Annotated in this window: 15 protein-coding genes; 3 read left to right on the forward strand and 12 right to left on the reverse strand. The window is 61.2% G+C overall.

The annotated features are described in order from the left end of the window. Positions 1–34 precede the first annotated feature (34 nt). The 4 genes from HX823_RS16730 to HX823_RS16745 form a co-directional block, all read right to left on the reverse strand. Positions 35–655: a hypothetical protein gene (locus tag HX823_RS16730; protein ID WP_177075596.1), complete on the reverse strand. Its 621-nt coding sequence runs from the start codon at positions 653–655 to the stop codon at positions 35–37. A 104-nt stretch (positions 656–759) separates the two neighbouring features. Continuing rightward, complete coding sequence (locus HX823_RS16735) at positions 760–1,467, reverse strand: GntR family transcriptional regulator (protein ID WP_038848723.1); 708 nt, start codon at positions 1,465–1,467, stop codon at positions 760–762. A gap of 18 nt (positions 1,468–1,485) precedes the next feature. Next, positions 1,486–2,187: an FCD domain-containing protein gene (locus HX823_RS16740; protein WP_177075598.1), complete on the reverse strand. Its 702-nt coding sequence runs from the start codon at positions 2,185–2,187 to the stop codon at positions 1,486–1,488. A 169-nt stretch (positions 2,188–2,356) separates the two neighbouring features. Continuing rightward, the gene (locus HX823_RS16745) at positions 2,357–3,682 is read right to left on the reverse strand and encodes a C4-dicarboxylate transporter DctA (protein ID WP_177075616.1); all 1,326 of its coding nucleotides are present in this window, start codon (positions 3,680–3,682) and stop codon (positions 2,357–2,359) included. 217 nt (positions 3,683–3,899) lie between these two features. Between HX823_RS16745 and HX823_RS16750 the strand changes: the two genes are divergently transcribed. Then, entirely contained in the window at positions 3,900–4,529 is a 630-nt protein-coding gene (locus HX823_RS16750) for a DNA-3-methyladenine glycosylase I (protein ID WP_177075600.1), read from the forward strand. Positions 4,530–4,532: 3 nt separating this feature from the next. Here the strand turns inward: HX823_RS16750 and HX823_RS16755 are convergent, their stop codons facing one another. From HX823_RS16755 to HX823_RS16765, 3 genes are all read right to left on the reverse strand, one after another. Then, positions 4,533–4,934 (reverse strand): cupin domain-containing protein, encoded by a 402-nt coding sequence (locus HX823_RS16755; RefSeq protein WP_177075602.1) that lies wholly within the window; start codon positions 4,932–4,934, stop codon positions 4,533–4,535. A 96-nt stretch (positions 4,935–5,030) separates the two neighbouring features. Next, a complete protein-coding gene (locus HX823_RS16760) occupies positions 5,031–5,312 on the reverse strand; it encodes a putative quinol monooxygenase (RefSeq protein WP_177075604.1) in 282 nt (93 codons plus the stop codon). Positions 5,313–5,396: 84 nt separating this feature from the next. Beyond that, positions 5,397–6,830 carry a PLP-dependent aminotransferase family protein gene (locus HX823_RS16765; protein WP_177075606.1) on the reverse strand — a complete coding sequence of 478 codons (1,434 nt, stop codon included), beginning with the start codon at positions 6,828–6,830 and terminating at the stop codon, positions 5,397–5,399. Between the two features lie 155 nt (positions 6,831–6,985). On the opposite strand from HX823_RS16765, the gene HX823_RS16770 reads away from it, so the two are divergent. Beyond that, positions 6,986–7,429, forward strand: a complete 444-nt coding sequence (locus tag HX823_RS16770) for a carboxymuconolactone decarboxylase family protein (RefSeq protein ID WP_038850919.1) — start codon at positions 6,986–6,988, stop codon at positions 7,427–7,429. Here the strand turns inward: HX823_RS16770 and HX823_RS16775 are convergent, their stop codons facing one another. The 5 genes from HX823_RS16775 to HX823_RS16795 all read right to left on the reverse strand — a co-directional run bounded on the left by HX823_RS16775 (position 7,430) and on the right by HX823_RS16795 (position 11,713). After that, entirely contained in the window at positions 7,430–8,197 is a 768-nt protein-coding gene (locus HX823_RS16775) for an SDR family oxidoreductase (RefSeq protein ID WP_016980158.1), read from the reverse strand. It lies immediately after the preceding gene. A 9-nt stretch (positions 8,198–8,206) separates the two neighbouring features. Then, complete coding sequence (locus tag HX823_RS16780) at positions 8,207–9,274, reverse strand: phosphotransferase family protein (protein WP_038850917.1); 1,068 nt, start codon at positions 9,272–9,274, stop codon at positions 8,207–8,209. 129 nt (positions 9,275–9,403) lie between these two features. Further along, positions 9,404–10,357 carry a 2-hydroxyacid dehydrogenase gene (locus tag HX823_RS16785; protein ID WP_177075608.1) on the reverse strand — a complete coding sequence of 318 codons (954 nt, stop codon included), beginning with the start codon at positions 10,355–10,357 and terminating at the stop codon, positions 9,404–9,406. Positions 10,358–10,410: 53 nt separating this feature from the next. Next, positions 10,411–10,935 (reverse strand): cysteine hydrolase family protein, encoded by a 525-nt coding sequence (locus HX823_RS16790; protein WP_177075610.1) that lies wholly within the window; start codon positions 10,933–10,935, stop codon positions 10,411–10,413. A gap of 184 nt (positions 10,936–11,119) precedes the next feature. After that, entirely contained in the window at positions 11,120–11,713 is a 594-nt protein-coding gene (locus HX823_RS16795) for a TetR/AcrR family transcriptional regulator (protein WP_177075612.1), read from the reverse strand. Positions 11,714–11,997: 284 nt separating this feature from the next. Here HX823_RS16795 and HX823_RS16800 point away from each other — a divergent pair, with 284 nt between their 5' ends. Continuing rightward, positions 11,998–13,275 (forward strand): HAAAP family serine/threonine permease, encoded by a 1,278-nt coding sequence (locus tag HX823_RS16800; RefSeq protein ID WP_016980153.1) that lies wholly within the window; start codon positions 11,998–12,000, stop codon positions 13,273–13,275. The last annotated feature ends 373 nt before the right edge of the window (positions 13,276–13,648 follow it).

Consider the following 13,648-nt stretch of genomic DNA (forward strand, 5'->3'; position numbering starts at 1 on the left):
CCCGTATCCTGAGATACGGGGCTTTTTTTATGGCTTAAAAACTGGCGTTGCCCAGGCAGGGCTGGATAACTGTTTTCAAACCGTTGTTGTTAGCAGGCAATAAGAATGTCGCGGTCAGCGGCTTGCCACCCTCTTTGGCTGGCGCTACTGAAAGTTTTAATGTCTGGCCGCGTGAGGCATCGCTGGCCCAGTAGGCTAATTCGTCATGGGGAACAGCAGCACTGAGCGCAAATATCGTACCGATCTGGAACGCTCCGCCGTAAGTCCAGACGCCATTTACCGAGTGTTCGATGGTCGTGCGTGTCGCCGTAGTGATGCGCAACGGCCCATTGGCGCTGGCGTCTGGACCTTCGAAAGGTGCGATGTCAAAGCCCAGCGCCGCCGGTGTGATCTGCAGTGCAATGCTGGCGGTCGGGCTCTGCGGCGAACAGCTGATCTCAAGGCTGGCCTTGACGTGGTAGTCGCCGTAAGCGCTGCCACCGAAGGTGCGGGCGGTGAGCATGGGGCTATCTGCGTAGGGCTGTTCAAGCAACCACACGGGGGCTGCCGGGGTGATGATGTAAGTCCCGGCAGTTAACGCGTCGCCGGCCCGTACATTGACACTGAACTGGGTGACGACCAGGCCAGTGACCAGTGCGAAAGTGAGGGGGTGCATAGTGCTATTCATCCGCGTTCAAGGCTTTAGGAATGAATGCAATTCTGCGGTTCTATGACCGTCCGTGCTGTCGGTGATTTCGTAGATCAGCGTTGTAATTGTAGTCAGCCAGGGTGGGCCATCTGATCATCGTGGCTCAGCAATTTGGCCTCCAGGTGATCCAGGTGTTGGGTCATCAGGTTTATCGCGCGCTTCACATCGCGTTGTTCGACGGCATCCACTATCGCTTCATGCTCTTGCCACGCGCAATAGGTACAGGCATTCGCTTCGTACTGGGCAATGATCAACGACGTTAACGGCACCAGGCTGTTGAGAAATTGCGCCAACGGCGCGTTACGTGCCATCGCTGCCAGTTGCAGGTGGAATTCGCCGGAGAGGCGGATGGCTGGCCCGCGTTGGTCCCGTTCAATATGCTCACGCTCCCGCGCGATCAGTTCGCGCAAATGCCGGATCTGCGTCGATGTGGCCTGCGTGCAGGCCAGTTGCACCACAGTCATTTCCGTCAGGCGGCGGGCTTCCAGGATTTGGCGGGTTTGCAGCGCATCCGGCGCAGCCACCTGGGCACGCTGGTTGGGACGCAGGATGATCACTTGCTGATGGGACAGCTTTGCCAATACGCGGCGAATCACGCTGCGGCTCACCCCAAAGATCTCGCCCAGGCCTTCTTCGGTAAAGCGACTGGCCGGGGCGATCCGCTGTTCCAGGATGGCGTCGAACAGGCGCGGGTAGATATCGTCCACCGAAGGCTTTTTACCAGCGACCAGGCGCAGGGTCGGGAGGATCGGTTCGTAGTGCAAGGCGTGGGCGGTCATGGCCTGTCTCCAAAAAAATCAGCTGCCCAGATGGTCGTCCGGGATGTTCAAGCGAATGCCCATGCGCAGGCCTTCCTGAAGGATGTGCCGGCGCATCTCGGCACTGGCCAGGGCGCTGTTCTTATTGCGGATGGCGCGCACCACGGCGTCGTTTTCCTGCAGGCGTTCGGCCAGGTGTTCCGGCGAGTTGCGCAGGACCTGGGCGCTTTGCTTGAGGGCGTTGCTGGTCTGTTGCACCACGTTCTGGAAGATCGGGTTGGAGGTGAGGGCGAACAATTCTTCGTGAAAGCCGATGTAGGCGTTCATTCCGGCTTGCGCGTCGCCGGCGTCGAGGGCTTCGCGCATGTCCATCAGGGTCAGGCGCAGTTGGCCGACTTCCTTGCTGCTGATGGACTGGGCCACCAGGCCGACAATGAAGGGTTCGAGGGTGTAGCGCAGTTGCAGGATGTCTTCCAGGCTGGCGTCGGCCACGGCGTCGCTGGATTGCGGCTCGCTGACGCTGGTTTCCAGCACCACCACGCCTTTGCCGGGCATGGAGCGCACCAGGCCGAGGGTTTCCAGCACGATCACTGCTTCACGCAGGCTGGGGCGGCTGATGCCCATCTGTTCGGCCAGTTCGCGCTGGCCGGGGAGCATTTCACCCCGGCGCCACTGGCCACGCGCCAAGGCGGCGCGGAGTTTTTCTACCACTGAATTGACGACGGTTGAGGTGCTGATCACGTCTACCTCTCCTTTATGTTGCGAATACATTAGCGAGCATGGCGACTCTTAACTGTGGGAGCGGGCTTGCTCGCGAATGCGGTCATTCAGTCAATACTTCTGTGACTGACCCAGCGCTTTCGCGAGCAAGCCCGCTCCCACATTTGAACGGCGTCGCTCATGAAATCGGTCAGAACTCCTGATGCGCCGGCAATACCGGCTTCTTGGCCTGGAAGGCATACCCTTGCTGGCCGTCCAGCACCTTGTTGGCGCGCTGGAGGTCGATGTCTTTTTCCCAGCGGGCGATGGCCACGGTGGCGACGCAGTTGCCGATCAGGTTAGTCAATGCGCGACCGATGCCCATGAACCAATCCACCGCCAGCACCAGCACCAGGCCCACCACCGGGATCGCCGGAATCGCGGTGAGGGTCGCCGCCAGGATCACCAGCGCCGAACCGGGAATGCCGTGGGCGCCCTTGGAGGTGATCAGCGACACCAGCAGGATGGTCAGCAGGTCCGTCATCGACAGCGGTGTGCCGGTGGCGTTGGCGATAAACACGATGGCCAGGGTCAAGTAGATGGAGAAGCCGTCGAGGTTGAACGAATACCCCGTCGGAATCACCAGGCCCACGGTGGAGCTGCCGATGCCCAGGTGTTCGAGTTTACGCATGATCTGTGGCAGCACGGCGTCGGAGGAGGCGGTGCCCATCACGATCAGCAGTTCTTCACGCAGGTACTTGAGCAGCGGCAGCATGCGCAGGCCCGACAGGCGCATCACCAGGCCGAGGATCAGCCCGACGAAGGCAAAGCACGTCAGGTAGAACAAACCCACCAGGCTGCCCAGGTGTTGCAGGGAATCCAGCCCGTAGGTGCTGGTGGTGAAGGCGATCGCGCCAAACACGCCGATCGGCGCCAGGCGCACGATCATGCCCATGATGCGGAAAATCACATGACTCAATTCGTTGATCAGCCGCGAGATGCCCGAGGCGGCTTCGCCCACCAGGTTCAACGCACTGCCGAACAGCACCGAGAACAGCAGCACTTGCAGCACGTTGTTGTCGGCAAAGGCGCCGATCACCGAGTTGGGGATCAAGTCCATGAGGAACTGGCTGGTACCGCGGATGTGCTGGCCCTTGTCGGCCAGTTCATTGAGGCCGGCGGAAGACAACTGTTCCAGGTGGATATTGGCGCCTTGGCCGATGCCGGTGCTGAAGGCCATCACCAGGCCGATCACCAGGGCGACGGTGGTGAGCACTTCAAAGTAGATCACCGACTTGAGACCGATACGCCCGACTTTCTTCAGGTCGCCTGCACCGGAAATGCCGCTGACCACCACGCAGAACACGATCAGGCCGATCAGCATCTTGATCAGCTTGATAAAGCCGTCACCCAGGGGTTTGAGTTGCGAGGAGAATTCGGGAAGGGCCAGGCCGCAAATGATGCCGAGCATCAGGCCAATCACGACTTGCAGGAAAATCGAACGCGAGCACCATCTGAGCATGGGAGGGATCTCTATTCGGTGCCCTGGTGGTTCCAGGGCTTAATTGTTGTGGTCATACCGGTAAGTCCAGTGCGGGGCCAGTCTACGCCCGGTATTTTTGAAATCACAAGCAATTATTTGACGGTTGACAGGTCCCGGTCTGACCAGTTGGTCGGTAAGGGTGATGCTTGAGCGGTTGGCGCGAGGGAAATTTTTTCGCTTATCATCCGCCGCTCGGCACATGAGGTGATGGATGGACACACCAGGACTGACCCCTGACGAAACCGGGCAGACCCACTGCACCTGGCGCACAGCAGCGCCGCAATATCTGCGTTACCACGACCAGGAGTGGGGCGTGCCGGTGGCGGATGATATCCAGCTGTACGAGAAGGTCTGCCTGGAAGGCTTCCAGGCGGGCCTGGCATGGATCACCATCCTGCGCAAGCGTGAGCAGTTTCGGGCGGCGTTCGACGGGTTTGATTTCAGAAGGGTGGCGCAGTACGGCGAGGCAGATATCGAGCGCTTGATGCAGGACCCGGGCATCGTGCGCAATCGGGCCAAGATCGTGTCCACCATCAACAACGCACGCCGGGCCTGTGAACTGGTGGATGAGACGGGTTCGCTGGCGCGCTGGCTGTGGGCGTTTGAGCCCAGTGAAGATGAGCGCCCGACAGTGGTGGATATGGCTTATTGGACAGGCAACCCCACGTCACCGGCTTCGGTGCGCTTGTCCAAAGCCCTGAAGAAACGCGGTTGGACCTATGTGGGCCCGACCACGATGTATGCGTTGATGCAGGCGATGGGGATGGTCAATGATCACTTGGAAGGTTGTGTTTGCCGGCCACGGATCGAAGACCTGCGCCGGCGGTTCAAGCGACCTTAGGGCTTACTGCTTGAGAGGCGTCAGCACTTCAGCCTTGTCATCCAGCACGATCACCACCAGCAACTTGGCCGGTTTTGTCTGGCTGGCATTGCTCGATTCAAAGTGCCGGGAGCCCGCAGGTTCGTAGAACGATTCGCCGACCTGATAGGTTTTCGCTTTCTCATCATTCACCCGCGAGGTGATCGCGCCTTCCAGCACATAGGCCACGGCAGTACCTGTGTGGCTATGGGGCACAGTGGCTTGTCCAGGAGCGTAATCGACGGTGAGCATGATGGTTTTCTTGCCGGGTACATTGGTCAAGGCGTGTTCTTGCAAGACCTTGATCGACTCTTGGTTATAAACCGGTTCATGGGCAAAGGCGCTGAGCGAGGCGAACATCAGGGCGGCGGCGAGCAGTGGTTTCATGACGAAGTTTCCGAGTAGTTCGAGACCTCTTTACCCTACGCTGCAAGGCCTGGGTGACCAATGACCAATCCTGGCTAAGACCAGTAGACCAATGCTTCAGTGGTCGAAATCCAGGCGACGGGCCAGGTGTTCACGGGTCAATTCGATAAAGCCTTGCAGGGCCGGTAACGCGAAGTGTGCGCTGAGCTGCTCGGCGCAGGACCAGCGTCCTGTGACGGTCCACAGGTCGGGGTCCATCGGGTCGCGCTGCACCCCGTAATCCAGGCATCCGGGGGCGGTGCGCACCGCCTCGGCTATCTGCTGCAGGCGCTCGCCCAGTTCCGCTGAGCGCCCGGCGGCCGCGCGGACAAGGACAGTGTTGAAGGCACAGGCTGGCATGGCGATGGTCTCCGAGGGCGGGGTCAGTGCACAGGCTAGAGCCTGACGACGCCAGGACCAATGACCAATCCGCCGGAAAATCCGCTAGCCAATCTGCTGGAGAATATCGCGCACCTTGTCCAGCGCCGGGTCGATGTCCAGGGTTTCGATGGCGCCAAAGCCGATGATCAGGCCAGGGCGTACCGGCGCATCGTGGAAAAATACATCCAAGGGGTACAAACCCACCTCTACCCGGCGCGCCAGTTCCATCAGCAACGGGATGTTCACCGGCACCCTGCACAGCGCCGCCATGTGGAACCCAGCCACGGTCGGTACGGCCTCGAACCAGGGCGACAAGTCGCCTGCCAGGCGTTGCAGGATGCGTTCACGGCGCCCGGCGTAGACCGTGTGGCAGCGACGGATATGCTTGAGCAGGTAGCCTTCACTGATGAACTTGGCCAAGGCCCATTGCGGCAGTGTGGAACTGTGCTGGTCGGTCAGCTGCTTGGCCTTGAGCACTGCGCCATAAATCGCCGGCGGCAGCACCGCGTAGCCCAGGCGCAGCTCCGGCAGCAAGGTTTTCGAAAAGGTGCCGACGTAGGTCACCACGCCACGGGTGTCCATGCTTTGCAGGGAGTCGGTGGGCCGCCCTTCGTAGCGGAACTCGCTGTCGTAGTCGTCCTCGATGATGATTGCGCCCAGCTCGAACGCCCGCGCCAGCAAGGCTTCACGGCGTGGCAGGCTCATGGGCATGCCGAGCGGGAACTGGTGCGAGGGCGTCACGTAGATCAGTCGTGTGCCGTCGGGAATCCGCTCGACCTGAATGCCCTGTTCATCCACCGGCACGCTGGCGACACGGGCGCCCATGGCCATGAACATTTGGCGCGCGGGGCTGTAGCCGGGGTCTTCCATGGCGACAATGCTGCCCGGTTCCAGCACGACGCGGGCGATCAGGTCCAGTGCCTGCTGGGCGCCGTTGGTGACTACGATGTCGCTGTCACGGCAGTTGACCCCGCGTGAGAACGCGATATGCCCGGCGATAGCGCTGCGCAGCGCTGGCAAGCCTTCGGGCTGGCTGTAGAAACCACTGTTCTGAGCGATGCGCCGCAACGCGTCCTGGGTACAGCGCCGCCATTCATCCTGGGGGAACTGGTTGCGGCTGGTGGCGCCGCCGATAAATTCATAGCGCAGTGTGCTATCGCGGGTGGGGTGGCGCATGGGCGAGGGCAGTGACTGCCATTTCGCCAGGTTGGCGGCGCAGGCCAAGTCGGTGGCGGTTTGCAGGCGTTCGGTCTGTGGCGCGCGAGCGTTGACGAAGGTGCCGCGACCGGTCTTGCCGATCAGCAATCCCTCGTAGGTCAGGGTGGCGTAGGTATCCGACACGGTCTTGCGTGACACGCCCAACTGCTCGGCGAGCAAGCGGCTGGGCGGCAACTGCGCGCCGGCGGCCAGGCGCCCGGAGCCAATGGCTTCACGCAACTGTTGGTACAACTGTTCGGCCAGATCCTTGCGGCCGTTGATCACAACGTGCAGTTCCATGTGTTATTCCGGGCATTGACGTTGCGCCAAGCGTACGCGCGTGCGCGGCAGGCTCAAAATGGTCTCTGCATAAACCGGCCGATTGGCTATAGGGCTTATGCCGTGTGGGTTCTAGGCTGGACAGTCATTGCACCCACCGCCAGAGAGCCGCCCCCATGGAACCCCGCCTGGATTACTACACCGCCTCACCGCAGGCGCTCAAAGGCATGCTGATGCTGGAGGCGACCACGTTTGGCTTGTCCATCGAAAAGCCTTTGCTGGAACTGCTCAAGATCCGTGTCTCGCAGCTCAACCATTGCGGGTTCTGTACGGACATGCACTCGATGGCGGCACGTCAGCGCGGCGAGACCGAGCGACGTTTGTTCGCGTTGTGCGTCTGGCGCGATTCGCCGTTCTTCACAGCGCGGGAAAAGGCCGCGTTGGCCTGGAGCGAATCCGTCGCGACACTGCCGACCTCGACGGTATCGGATGAACTGTTCGCCGCCGTGCGGCTGGAATTCAGCGAGCAGGAACTGGTGGACCTGACCATGGCGGTGTCCAGCATCAGTGGCTGGAACCGCCTGGCGGTGAGTTTTCGGCAGCAGCCGCCGAATGCTTGATCAGGACAGGAAACCACCGTCCACATTCAGCGATACGCCCGTGGTGTAGCTGGATGCATCGCTGGCCAGGAACAGCACCGCGCCGGCCATTTCGCTCGGGTCGGCCACGCGCTTGAGGGGGATCTGCGCCAGGGCCATTTTCAGGATCGCGTCGTTCTTCACCAGCGCCGAAGCGAACTTGGTGTCGGTCAGGCCCGGCAGCAGGGCGTTGCAGCGAATGCCGAACGCTGCGCATTCCTTGGCGAACACCTTGGTCATGTTGATCACAGCGGCCTTGGTCACCGAGTAGATGCCCTGGAACACACCGGGGGAAATCCCGTTGATCGACGCGACGTTGATGATGCTGCCGCCGCCGTTGTCGCGCATCAGCTTGCCGGCTTCCACGGACATGAAGAAGTAGCCCCGGATGTTCACGTCAACGGTCTTCTGGAACGCACCGAGATCGGTGTCCAGCACGTTGCAGAACTGCGGGTTGGTCGCGGCGTTGTTGACCAGAATATCCAGGCGCCCGAACTGCTCGCGGATACCGGCGAACACTTGGGTGATCTGTTCCATTTCACCGATATGGCAGGCCACGGCCGTGGCTTTGCCGCCATCGGCGATGATCGCATCGGCCACGTGCTGGCAGCCTTCCAGCTTACGGCTGGAGACGATCACATGGGCGCCTTGCTGGGCCAGCAACTTGGCGATGGCCTCGCCGATGCCACGGCTGGCGCCGGAAACGAATGCGATCTTGCCGTCGAGGTCGAACAGGTGGGTCTTGGACATAGCGGTTCCTTAAAGGGACGATTTGCTGATGACGTTCAGGCTCATCTGCTCCAGCAGCTTGTTCATGTGAATGAACTGTGCAAAGCGTTTGTCCTGGGTCTGGCCATGGAAGAAGCGGTAGTAGATCTGCTGCACGATGCCGGCGAGGCGGAACAGGCCGTAGGTGTAGTAGAAGTCGAAGTTGTCGATCTGGATGCCCGAGCGCTCGGCGTAGTAGTCGACGAATTCACGACGGGTGAGCATGCCCGGCGCGTTGCTCGGCTGGCGGCGCATCAGTTGCACCGGCGCCGGGTCGGCCGCTTCGATCCAGTAGGCGAGGGTGTTGCCCAGGTCCATCAACGGGTCGCCGAGGGTGGTCAGCTCCCAGTCCAGCACGCCGATGATCTGCATGGGGTTGTGCGGGTCGAGGATCACGTTATCGAAGCGGTAGTCGTTGTGCACGATGCTTGATGTCGGATGGTCGGCCGGCATTTTGTCGTTGAGCCAGGCGCGTACCGCTTCCCAGCGCGGCGCGTCGGGGGTCAGGGCTTTTTCGTAGCGATCGCTCCAGCCACGGATCTGGCGCTCTACGTAGCCTTGCGGCTTGCCCAGGTCGGCCAGGCCGCAGGCGCTGTAGTCCACCTGGTGCAGTTCGACGAACTTGTCGATGAAGCTTTTGCACAGCGCTTCGGTCTTGGCCGCGTCCAGGCCCAGCTCAGGCGGCAGGTCGGAGCGCAGGATGATGCCGTTGACCCGCTCCATCACATAGAACTCGGCGCCGATCACCGATTCGTCTGTGCAATGCACATAGGCCTTGGGGCAATACGGGAAGCCATCCTTGAGCTGGTTGAGAATGCGGTATTCGCGGCCCATGTCGTGGGCGGACTTGGCCTTGTGGCCAAAGGGCGGGCGGCGCAGCACGAATTCCTGGCCAGGGTATTCCAGCAGGTAGGTCAGGTTGGACGCGCCACCGGGAAACTGGCTGATCGTGGGCGTGCCGCTCAGGCCGGGGATATGGGCCTTGAGGTAGGGATCGATCAGGCTGGCATCAAGTTCTTCGCCTGGGCGAATCTGGGTCGATTGGTCGTTCAGCGCCATGCTTATCCCTTCTGCTTATTCTAAAGGCCTTGGACTATTTCCTAATCTAATGCGCACAACCGCCCAGCGACAAGGTCGGGGCGGCTTAATAGGTTAGCGTGTTGGACGATGATCAGCGTGCCTGATCGGTCATTGAGTGGGCGGGGGCAGGGCGACCGGCGTGAGCACCGGGCGACCGGCGAAGTATTCCACCAGGTTATCGGCCACGCGCTGCACGGTGTCATGGGCCGCTTCGGGCGACAGGCCGGCCACATGGGAAGTGAGCACGGTATTGCTGAGCTTCTTGAGGGCGTCGGGCACTTGGGGTTCGTCGTCGAATACATCCAGTGCGGCGCCGCCGATGCGGCGTTGCTCCAGGGCCGCGACCAGGTCGGCGGTAACCACCACGCTGCCACGCCCAATGTTGACCAGGTAGCCATTCGGGCCCAGGGCATCCAGGGCGTGGCGATCGATCAGGTGACGGGTGCTGGCGCCGCCGGGCGTGGCGAGGATCATGAAGTCCGAGGTGCGCGCCAGCTCTACCGCAGTGGCGCAGTAGGTGTAGTCCACGTCATCGCGCGGCTGGCGGTTGTGGTAACTCACCTCCATGCCGAAGCCCAGGGCTGCACGCTTGGCGATTTCCAGGCCCACAGCACCCAGGCCGAGGATGCCCAACTGCTTGCCGCCCAGGGACGGGCGCATCACTTTCGGCCATTCGCTGCGGCGCACGGCGGCGTCGGTCTGCGGGATGCCGCGCACCAGCGAGAGCAGCAACGCCATGGCGTGATCGGCCACCGATGGCGCGTTCACCCCGGCGCCATTGGTCACGACGATCCCGCGATTGCTGGCGGCTTGCAGGTCTACATGCTCGTAGCCCGCACCGATCACGCAGATGATTTCCAACAGGGGCAGGGCGGCGATTTCCTCGGCGTACAAGCCCAGCGGGCCACGGGTCAGCACGGCCCTGATCTGGCTGCCGTGCGCCTTGATGGCTTCGGCGCGTTCGGCGGGTGTCGGCGCCAGGATCACATGAAAGTCATTGCCCTCGATGATGGGCAGGTATTCGTTGATGGTTTCAACCAGGACCAAAACAGTAGCGGTCATCGGAAGGCTCTTCCTGAAGGGTTTGAGGGGAGGAGTATGCCGTATTTGAGCGATCAGAAGCTTATCTCGACCGCACGTGCACGCTTCACAAACGCTCCGGCCAGGGTCGCATTGTGATGCTCGATAATCGCTTCGGCCTTGAGTGCCGGTGTGTCCATGCAGGTGTGGCCATCTTCCGGCAGCACCACGGAAAACCCCAATTCCACGGCTACCCGGCAAGTGGTGTCGATGCAGAACTGGGTTTTCATGCCGACGATCACCAGTTCATTGACCTGGGCCGCTCTCAGGTGCGCTTCCAGATTTGTGCCCAGGAAGCAGCTGGGGCGGCTCTTGTTGAACAGGTGATCGCGGGATTCGTCTACCTCCAGCCCATGCCACAGCTGCCAAAGCGGGCTGCCGGCTTCTATCGGTGAGCCTGCCGGCCCAGTGTGGTGGGCGACGAATATCGGGGCGCCAGCCAGGCGTGCGCGCTGAATCAGCAGGTTGATGGTGGCGAGCACGCGTTCGCGCTCGATGGGTTTTTCCGGGCCATCGTATAAGCCGGTTTGCATGTCGATGATCAGCAGGGCGTCAGCCATGGTGTTGCTCCTTGTGATTGCCGAACGGGCGGAGCAATAAAAAGGCCCCGTCCATTGCTGGCGGGGCCTTGGGTTGAATCTGTGAAGTGTCTAGCTCAAGCACTCACAGCCACCGCGCGACCCGCCGGAAGCGGTCATGGTGGTGGTGCGGGTGAGGCAGCGCTGGAAAATGTTCATGGCCTGATCATGCTGGGACGGAGGAAGGGCTGTCAACGGCCAGTAGGGCATTTCGTGCCGCAACCAGGAATTCATCCGACAGGTGATTGCCACGTGTCGCACGCGCGAGGGTCACTGCGCCGATCATCATTGCGTACTGGGCCAGCATTGCCTGGCGATCTCCCTCCTGTAGCTGCGCAAAGACCTCCAGGGACTTCTCGACGCCCTCAATAAAGGTGTGTTGCAAGGCGGTGTCGGCGGGCTCATGGCACATGTCCGGGGCGAAGGCCGACACGGGGCAGCCGTCTCCAGGGTTGTCGCGATGGGTGGCTGTCAGATAAGGCCCCATCACGGCTTCGCGGGCAGCCTGCTGATCTTCACTGCGATCGATCTTTGCCTGCCAGCCCAGGTTCGCTTGTTCGAAGGCCTGCTGGCAGGCTTCAGTGGCCAGGGCCTCCTTGGAGGCGAAGTGCCCGTAGAAACCGCCGTGGGTCAGGCCGGCGGCGGCCATGACGTCCGACAGACTAATGCCGTGCAAGCCGCGTTCGCGAAACAGGTGCGTGGCTGCCTCGACGATGATTTCGCGGTTGAGTTCGGCTTGTTTGCGGGAAACGCGCGGCATGGCTGGGCTCTCTGGATAAACGGCGGATGCTGGATGAAAACTACAGGATCAAGCGCGATTCTAAAATAGATTTGTGCGGGAATGTATATTTCACATTCAGCCGCACGCCCCGAAAACCGCCGTATACAGGTGCCCCTGCGGGCCTGCACCGCACCACCGTTCCTCAGCTAAGTCTTTGCTTATTCACAAGAATCCCGGACAATCCGGCCCCTTCTATGGTCGGGGCGCTGCCTGTCAGGTTTTTCTGACTCGTCCCGGCCGTGTAAATGCGGAGATCCGACCGGATGAATGATCAGGCCAATAGCGTCGACGAACGCTATGCAACGACACCTGCAACCCTCACAAGCTGGAGCCGCCAGGACACCACCTGGATGCTTGGCCTGTTCGGCACCGCCATTGGCGCCGGTACGCTGTTCTTGCCGATCAACGCAGGCCTGGGCGGCTTCTGGCCACTGGTGATCCTCGCGCTGCTGGCGTTCCCGATGACCTTCTTCGCCCACCGTGGCCTGACCCGTTTCGTGCTGTCGGGCCGTGAAGGCTCCGACATCACCGACGTGGTCGAAGAGCACTTCGGCATCAAGGCCGGTGCGCTGATCACCTTGCTGTACTTCTTCGCAATCTTCCCGATCCTGCTGATCTACAGCGTGGCGTTGACCAACACGGTCGGCAGCTTCATGGAGCACCAACTGCACATCATGCCGCCGCCACGCGCACTGCTGTCGTTCGTGCTGATCCTCGGCCTGCTGGCCGTGGTGCGTTGCGGTGAGCAGGTGATCGTCAAGGCGATGAGCCTGATGGTGTATCCGTTTATCGTCGCCTTGCTGTTCCTGGCGGTATACCTGATCCCGCACTGGAACGGCGGCATCCTCAGCACCGCCAGCCAGGTTCCGGCGCCGTCTGCGCTGCTCAACACCTTGTGGTTGGCGATTCCGGTGATGGTGTTCTCGTTCAACCATTCGCCGATCATCTCGGCCTTTGCGGTGGACCAGAAGCGTCAGTACGGCGTCCACGCTGATGAGCGCAGCTCGCAGATCCTGTCCCGTGCGCACCTGTTGATGGTGGTGATGGTGCTGTTCTTCGTGTTCAGCTGCGTGCTGACCCTGTCGCCGGCGCAGCTTGCCGAGGCGAAGGCACAGAACCTGTCGATCCTGTCGTACCTGGCCAACCACTTCAATAACCCGACCATTGAGTTCGCAGCGCCGTTGATCGCGTTTGTGGCGATTGCCAAGTCGTTCTTGGGGCATTACATCGGTGCGAGTGAAGGCCTCAAGGGGCTGGTGCTGAAGACCGGTCGTCGTCCTGAGGCCAAGCGTCTGGACCGGATGACGGCGGCGTTCATGTTGGTGGTGTGCTGGATTGTTGCGACGTTGAACCCAAGCATTCTCGGGATGATTGAGGCGCTGGGGGGGCCGATCATTGCTTCGATCCTGTTTCTGATGCCGATGTATGCCATCCGCAAGGTGCCGGCTATGGCCAAGTACCGTGGGCAGGCGTCCAATGTGTTTGTCACGGCGGTGGGGTTGGTGGCGATTACTGCGGTGGTTTATTCGTTTTTTGCTTGAGGCTGGTGTGGTCTGTCTGACTGCACCTTACTTGCGATAGCGAGTGTTCATATCCGTTGCTGCGGTAACGGCCACTTAGGGTTCCGCTCTTACAGCGGCTCACTTTTGGAAGAGCCCAAAAGTAACCAAAAGGCTCTCGCCCCAACACTCGGCACCTCGCCTAGGCTCGGTGTGCCCTCACTCCGGCTTTGGAGCGTGGGCCGCCGCGATGGGCCATCCTTGGCCCAGCGCGGCTAACCCGGCGTCCTGCCGGGTTACCCACGCTCCAAAGCCTGCGTTCGGCCAGCGTGTTTGACGGGGCGCCTAAGATCAAAAGCAAAAGCAAAAGCACGGCGGCCTGGTAGCCGACCTGAGTGGTGTGGAGCAAAAGCAA

The sequence above is a fragment of the Pseudomonas sp. P7759 genome (assembly GCF_013386445.1).
Classification (GTDB): Bacteria; Pseudomonadota; Gammaproteobacteria; order Pseudomonadales; family Pseudomonadaceae; genus Aquipseudomonas; species Aquipseudomonas azotoformans_A.

Coding starts and splice junctions, on each gene's coding strand:
- HX823_RS16770 (WP_038850919.1), top strand. CDS start 6,986: ATGGAACCCCGCCTGGATTACTACACCGCCTCACCGCAGGCGCTCAAA.
- HX823_RS16790 (WP_177075610.1), bottom strand. CDS start 10,935: ATGGCTGACGCCCTGCTGATCATCGACATGCAAACCGGCTTATACGAT.
- HX823_RS16775 (WP_016980158.1), bottom strand. CDS start 8,197: ATGTCCAAGACCCACCTGTTCGACCTCGACGGCAAGATCGCATTCGTT.
- HX823_RS16755 (WP_177075602.1), bottom strand. CDS start 4,934: ATGAAACCACTGCTCGCCGCCGCCCTGATGTTCGCCTCGCTCAGCGCC.
- HX823_RS16750 (WP_177075600.1), top strand. CDS start 3,900: ATGGACACACCAGGACTGACCCCTGACGAAACCGGGCAGACCCACTGC.
- HX823_RS16795 (WP_177075612.1), bottom strand. CDS start 11,713: ATGCCGCGCGTTTCCCGCAAACAAGCCGAACTCAACCGCGAAATCATC.
- HX823_RS16800 (WP_016980153.1), top strand. CDS start 11,998: ATGAATGATCAGGCCAATAGCGTCGACGAACGCTATGCAACGACACCT.
- HX823_RS16765 (WP_177075606.1), bottom strand. CDS start 6,830: ATGGAACTGCACGTTGTGATCAACGGCCGCAAGGATCTGGCCGAACAG.
- HX823_RS16735 (WP_038848723.1), bottom strand. CDS start 1,467: ATGACCGCCCACGCCTTGCACTACGAACCGATCCTCCCGACCCTGCGC.
- HX823_RS16785 (WP_177075608.1), bottom strand. CDS start 10,357: ATGACCGCTACTGTTTTGGTCCTGGTTGAAACCATCAACGAATACCTG.
- HX823_RS16760 (WP_177075604.1), bottom strand. CDS start 5,312: ATGCCAGCCTGTGCCTTCAACACTGTCCTTGTCCGCGCGGCCGCCGGG.
- HX823_RS16780 (WP_038850917.1), bottom strand. CDS start 9,274: ATGGCGCTGAACGACCAATCGACCCAGATTCGCCCAGGCGAAGAACTT.
- HX823_RS16730 (WP_177075596.1), bottom strand. CDS start 655: ATGCACCCCCTCACTTTCGCACTGGTCACTGGCCTGGTCGTCACCCAG.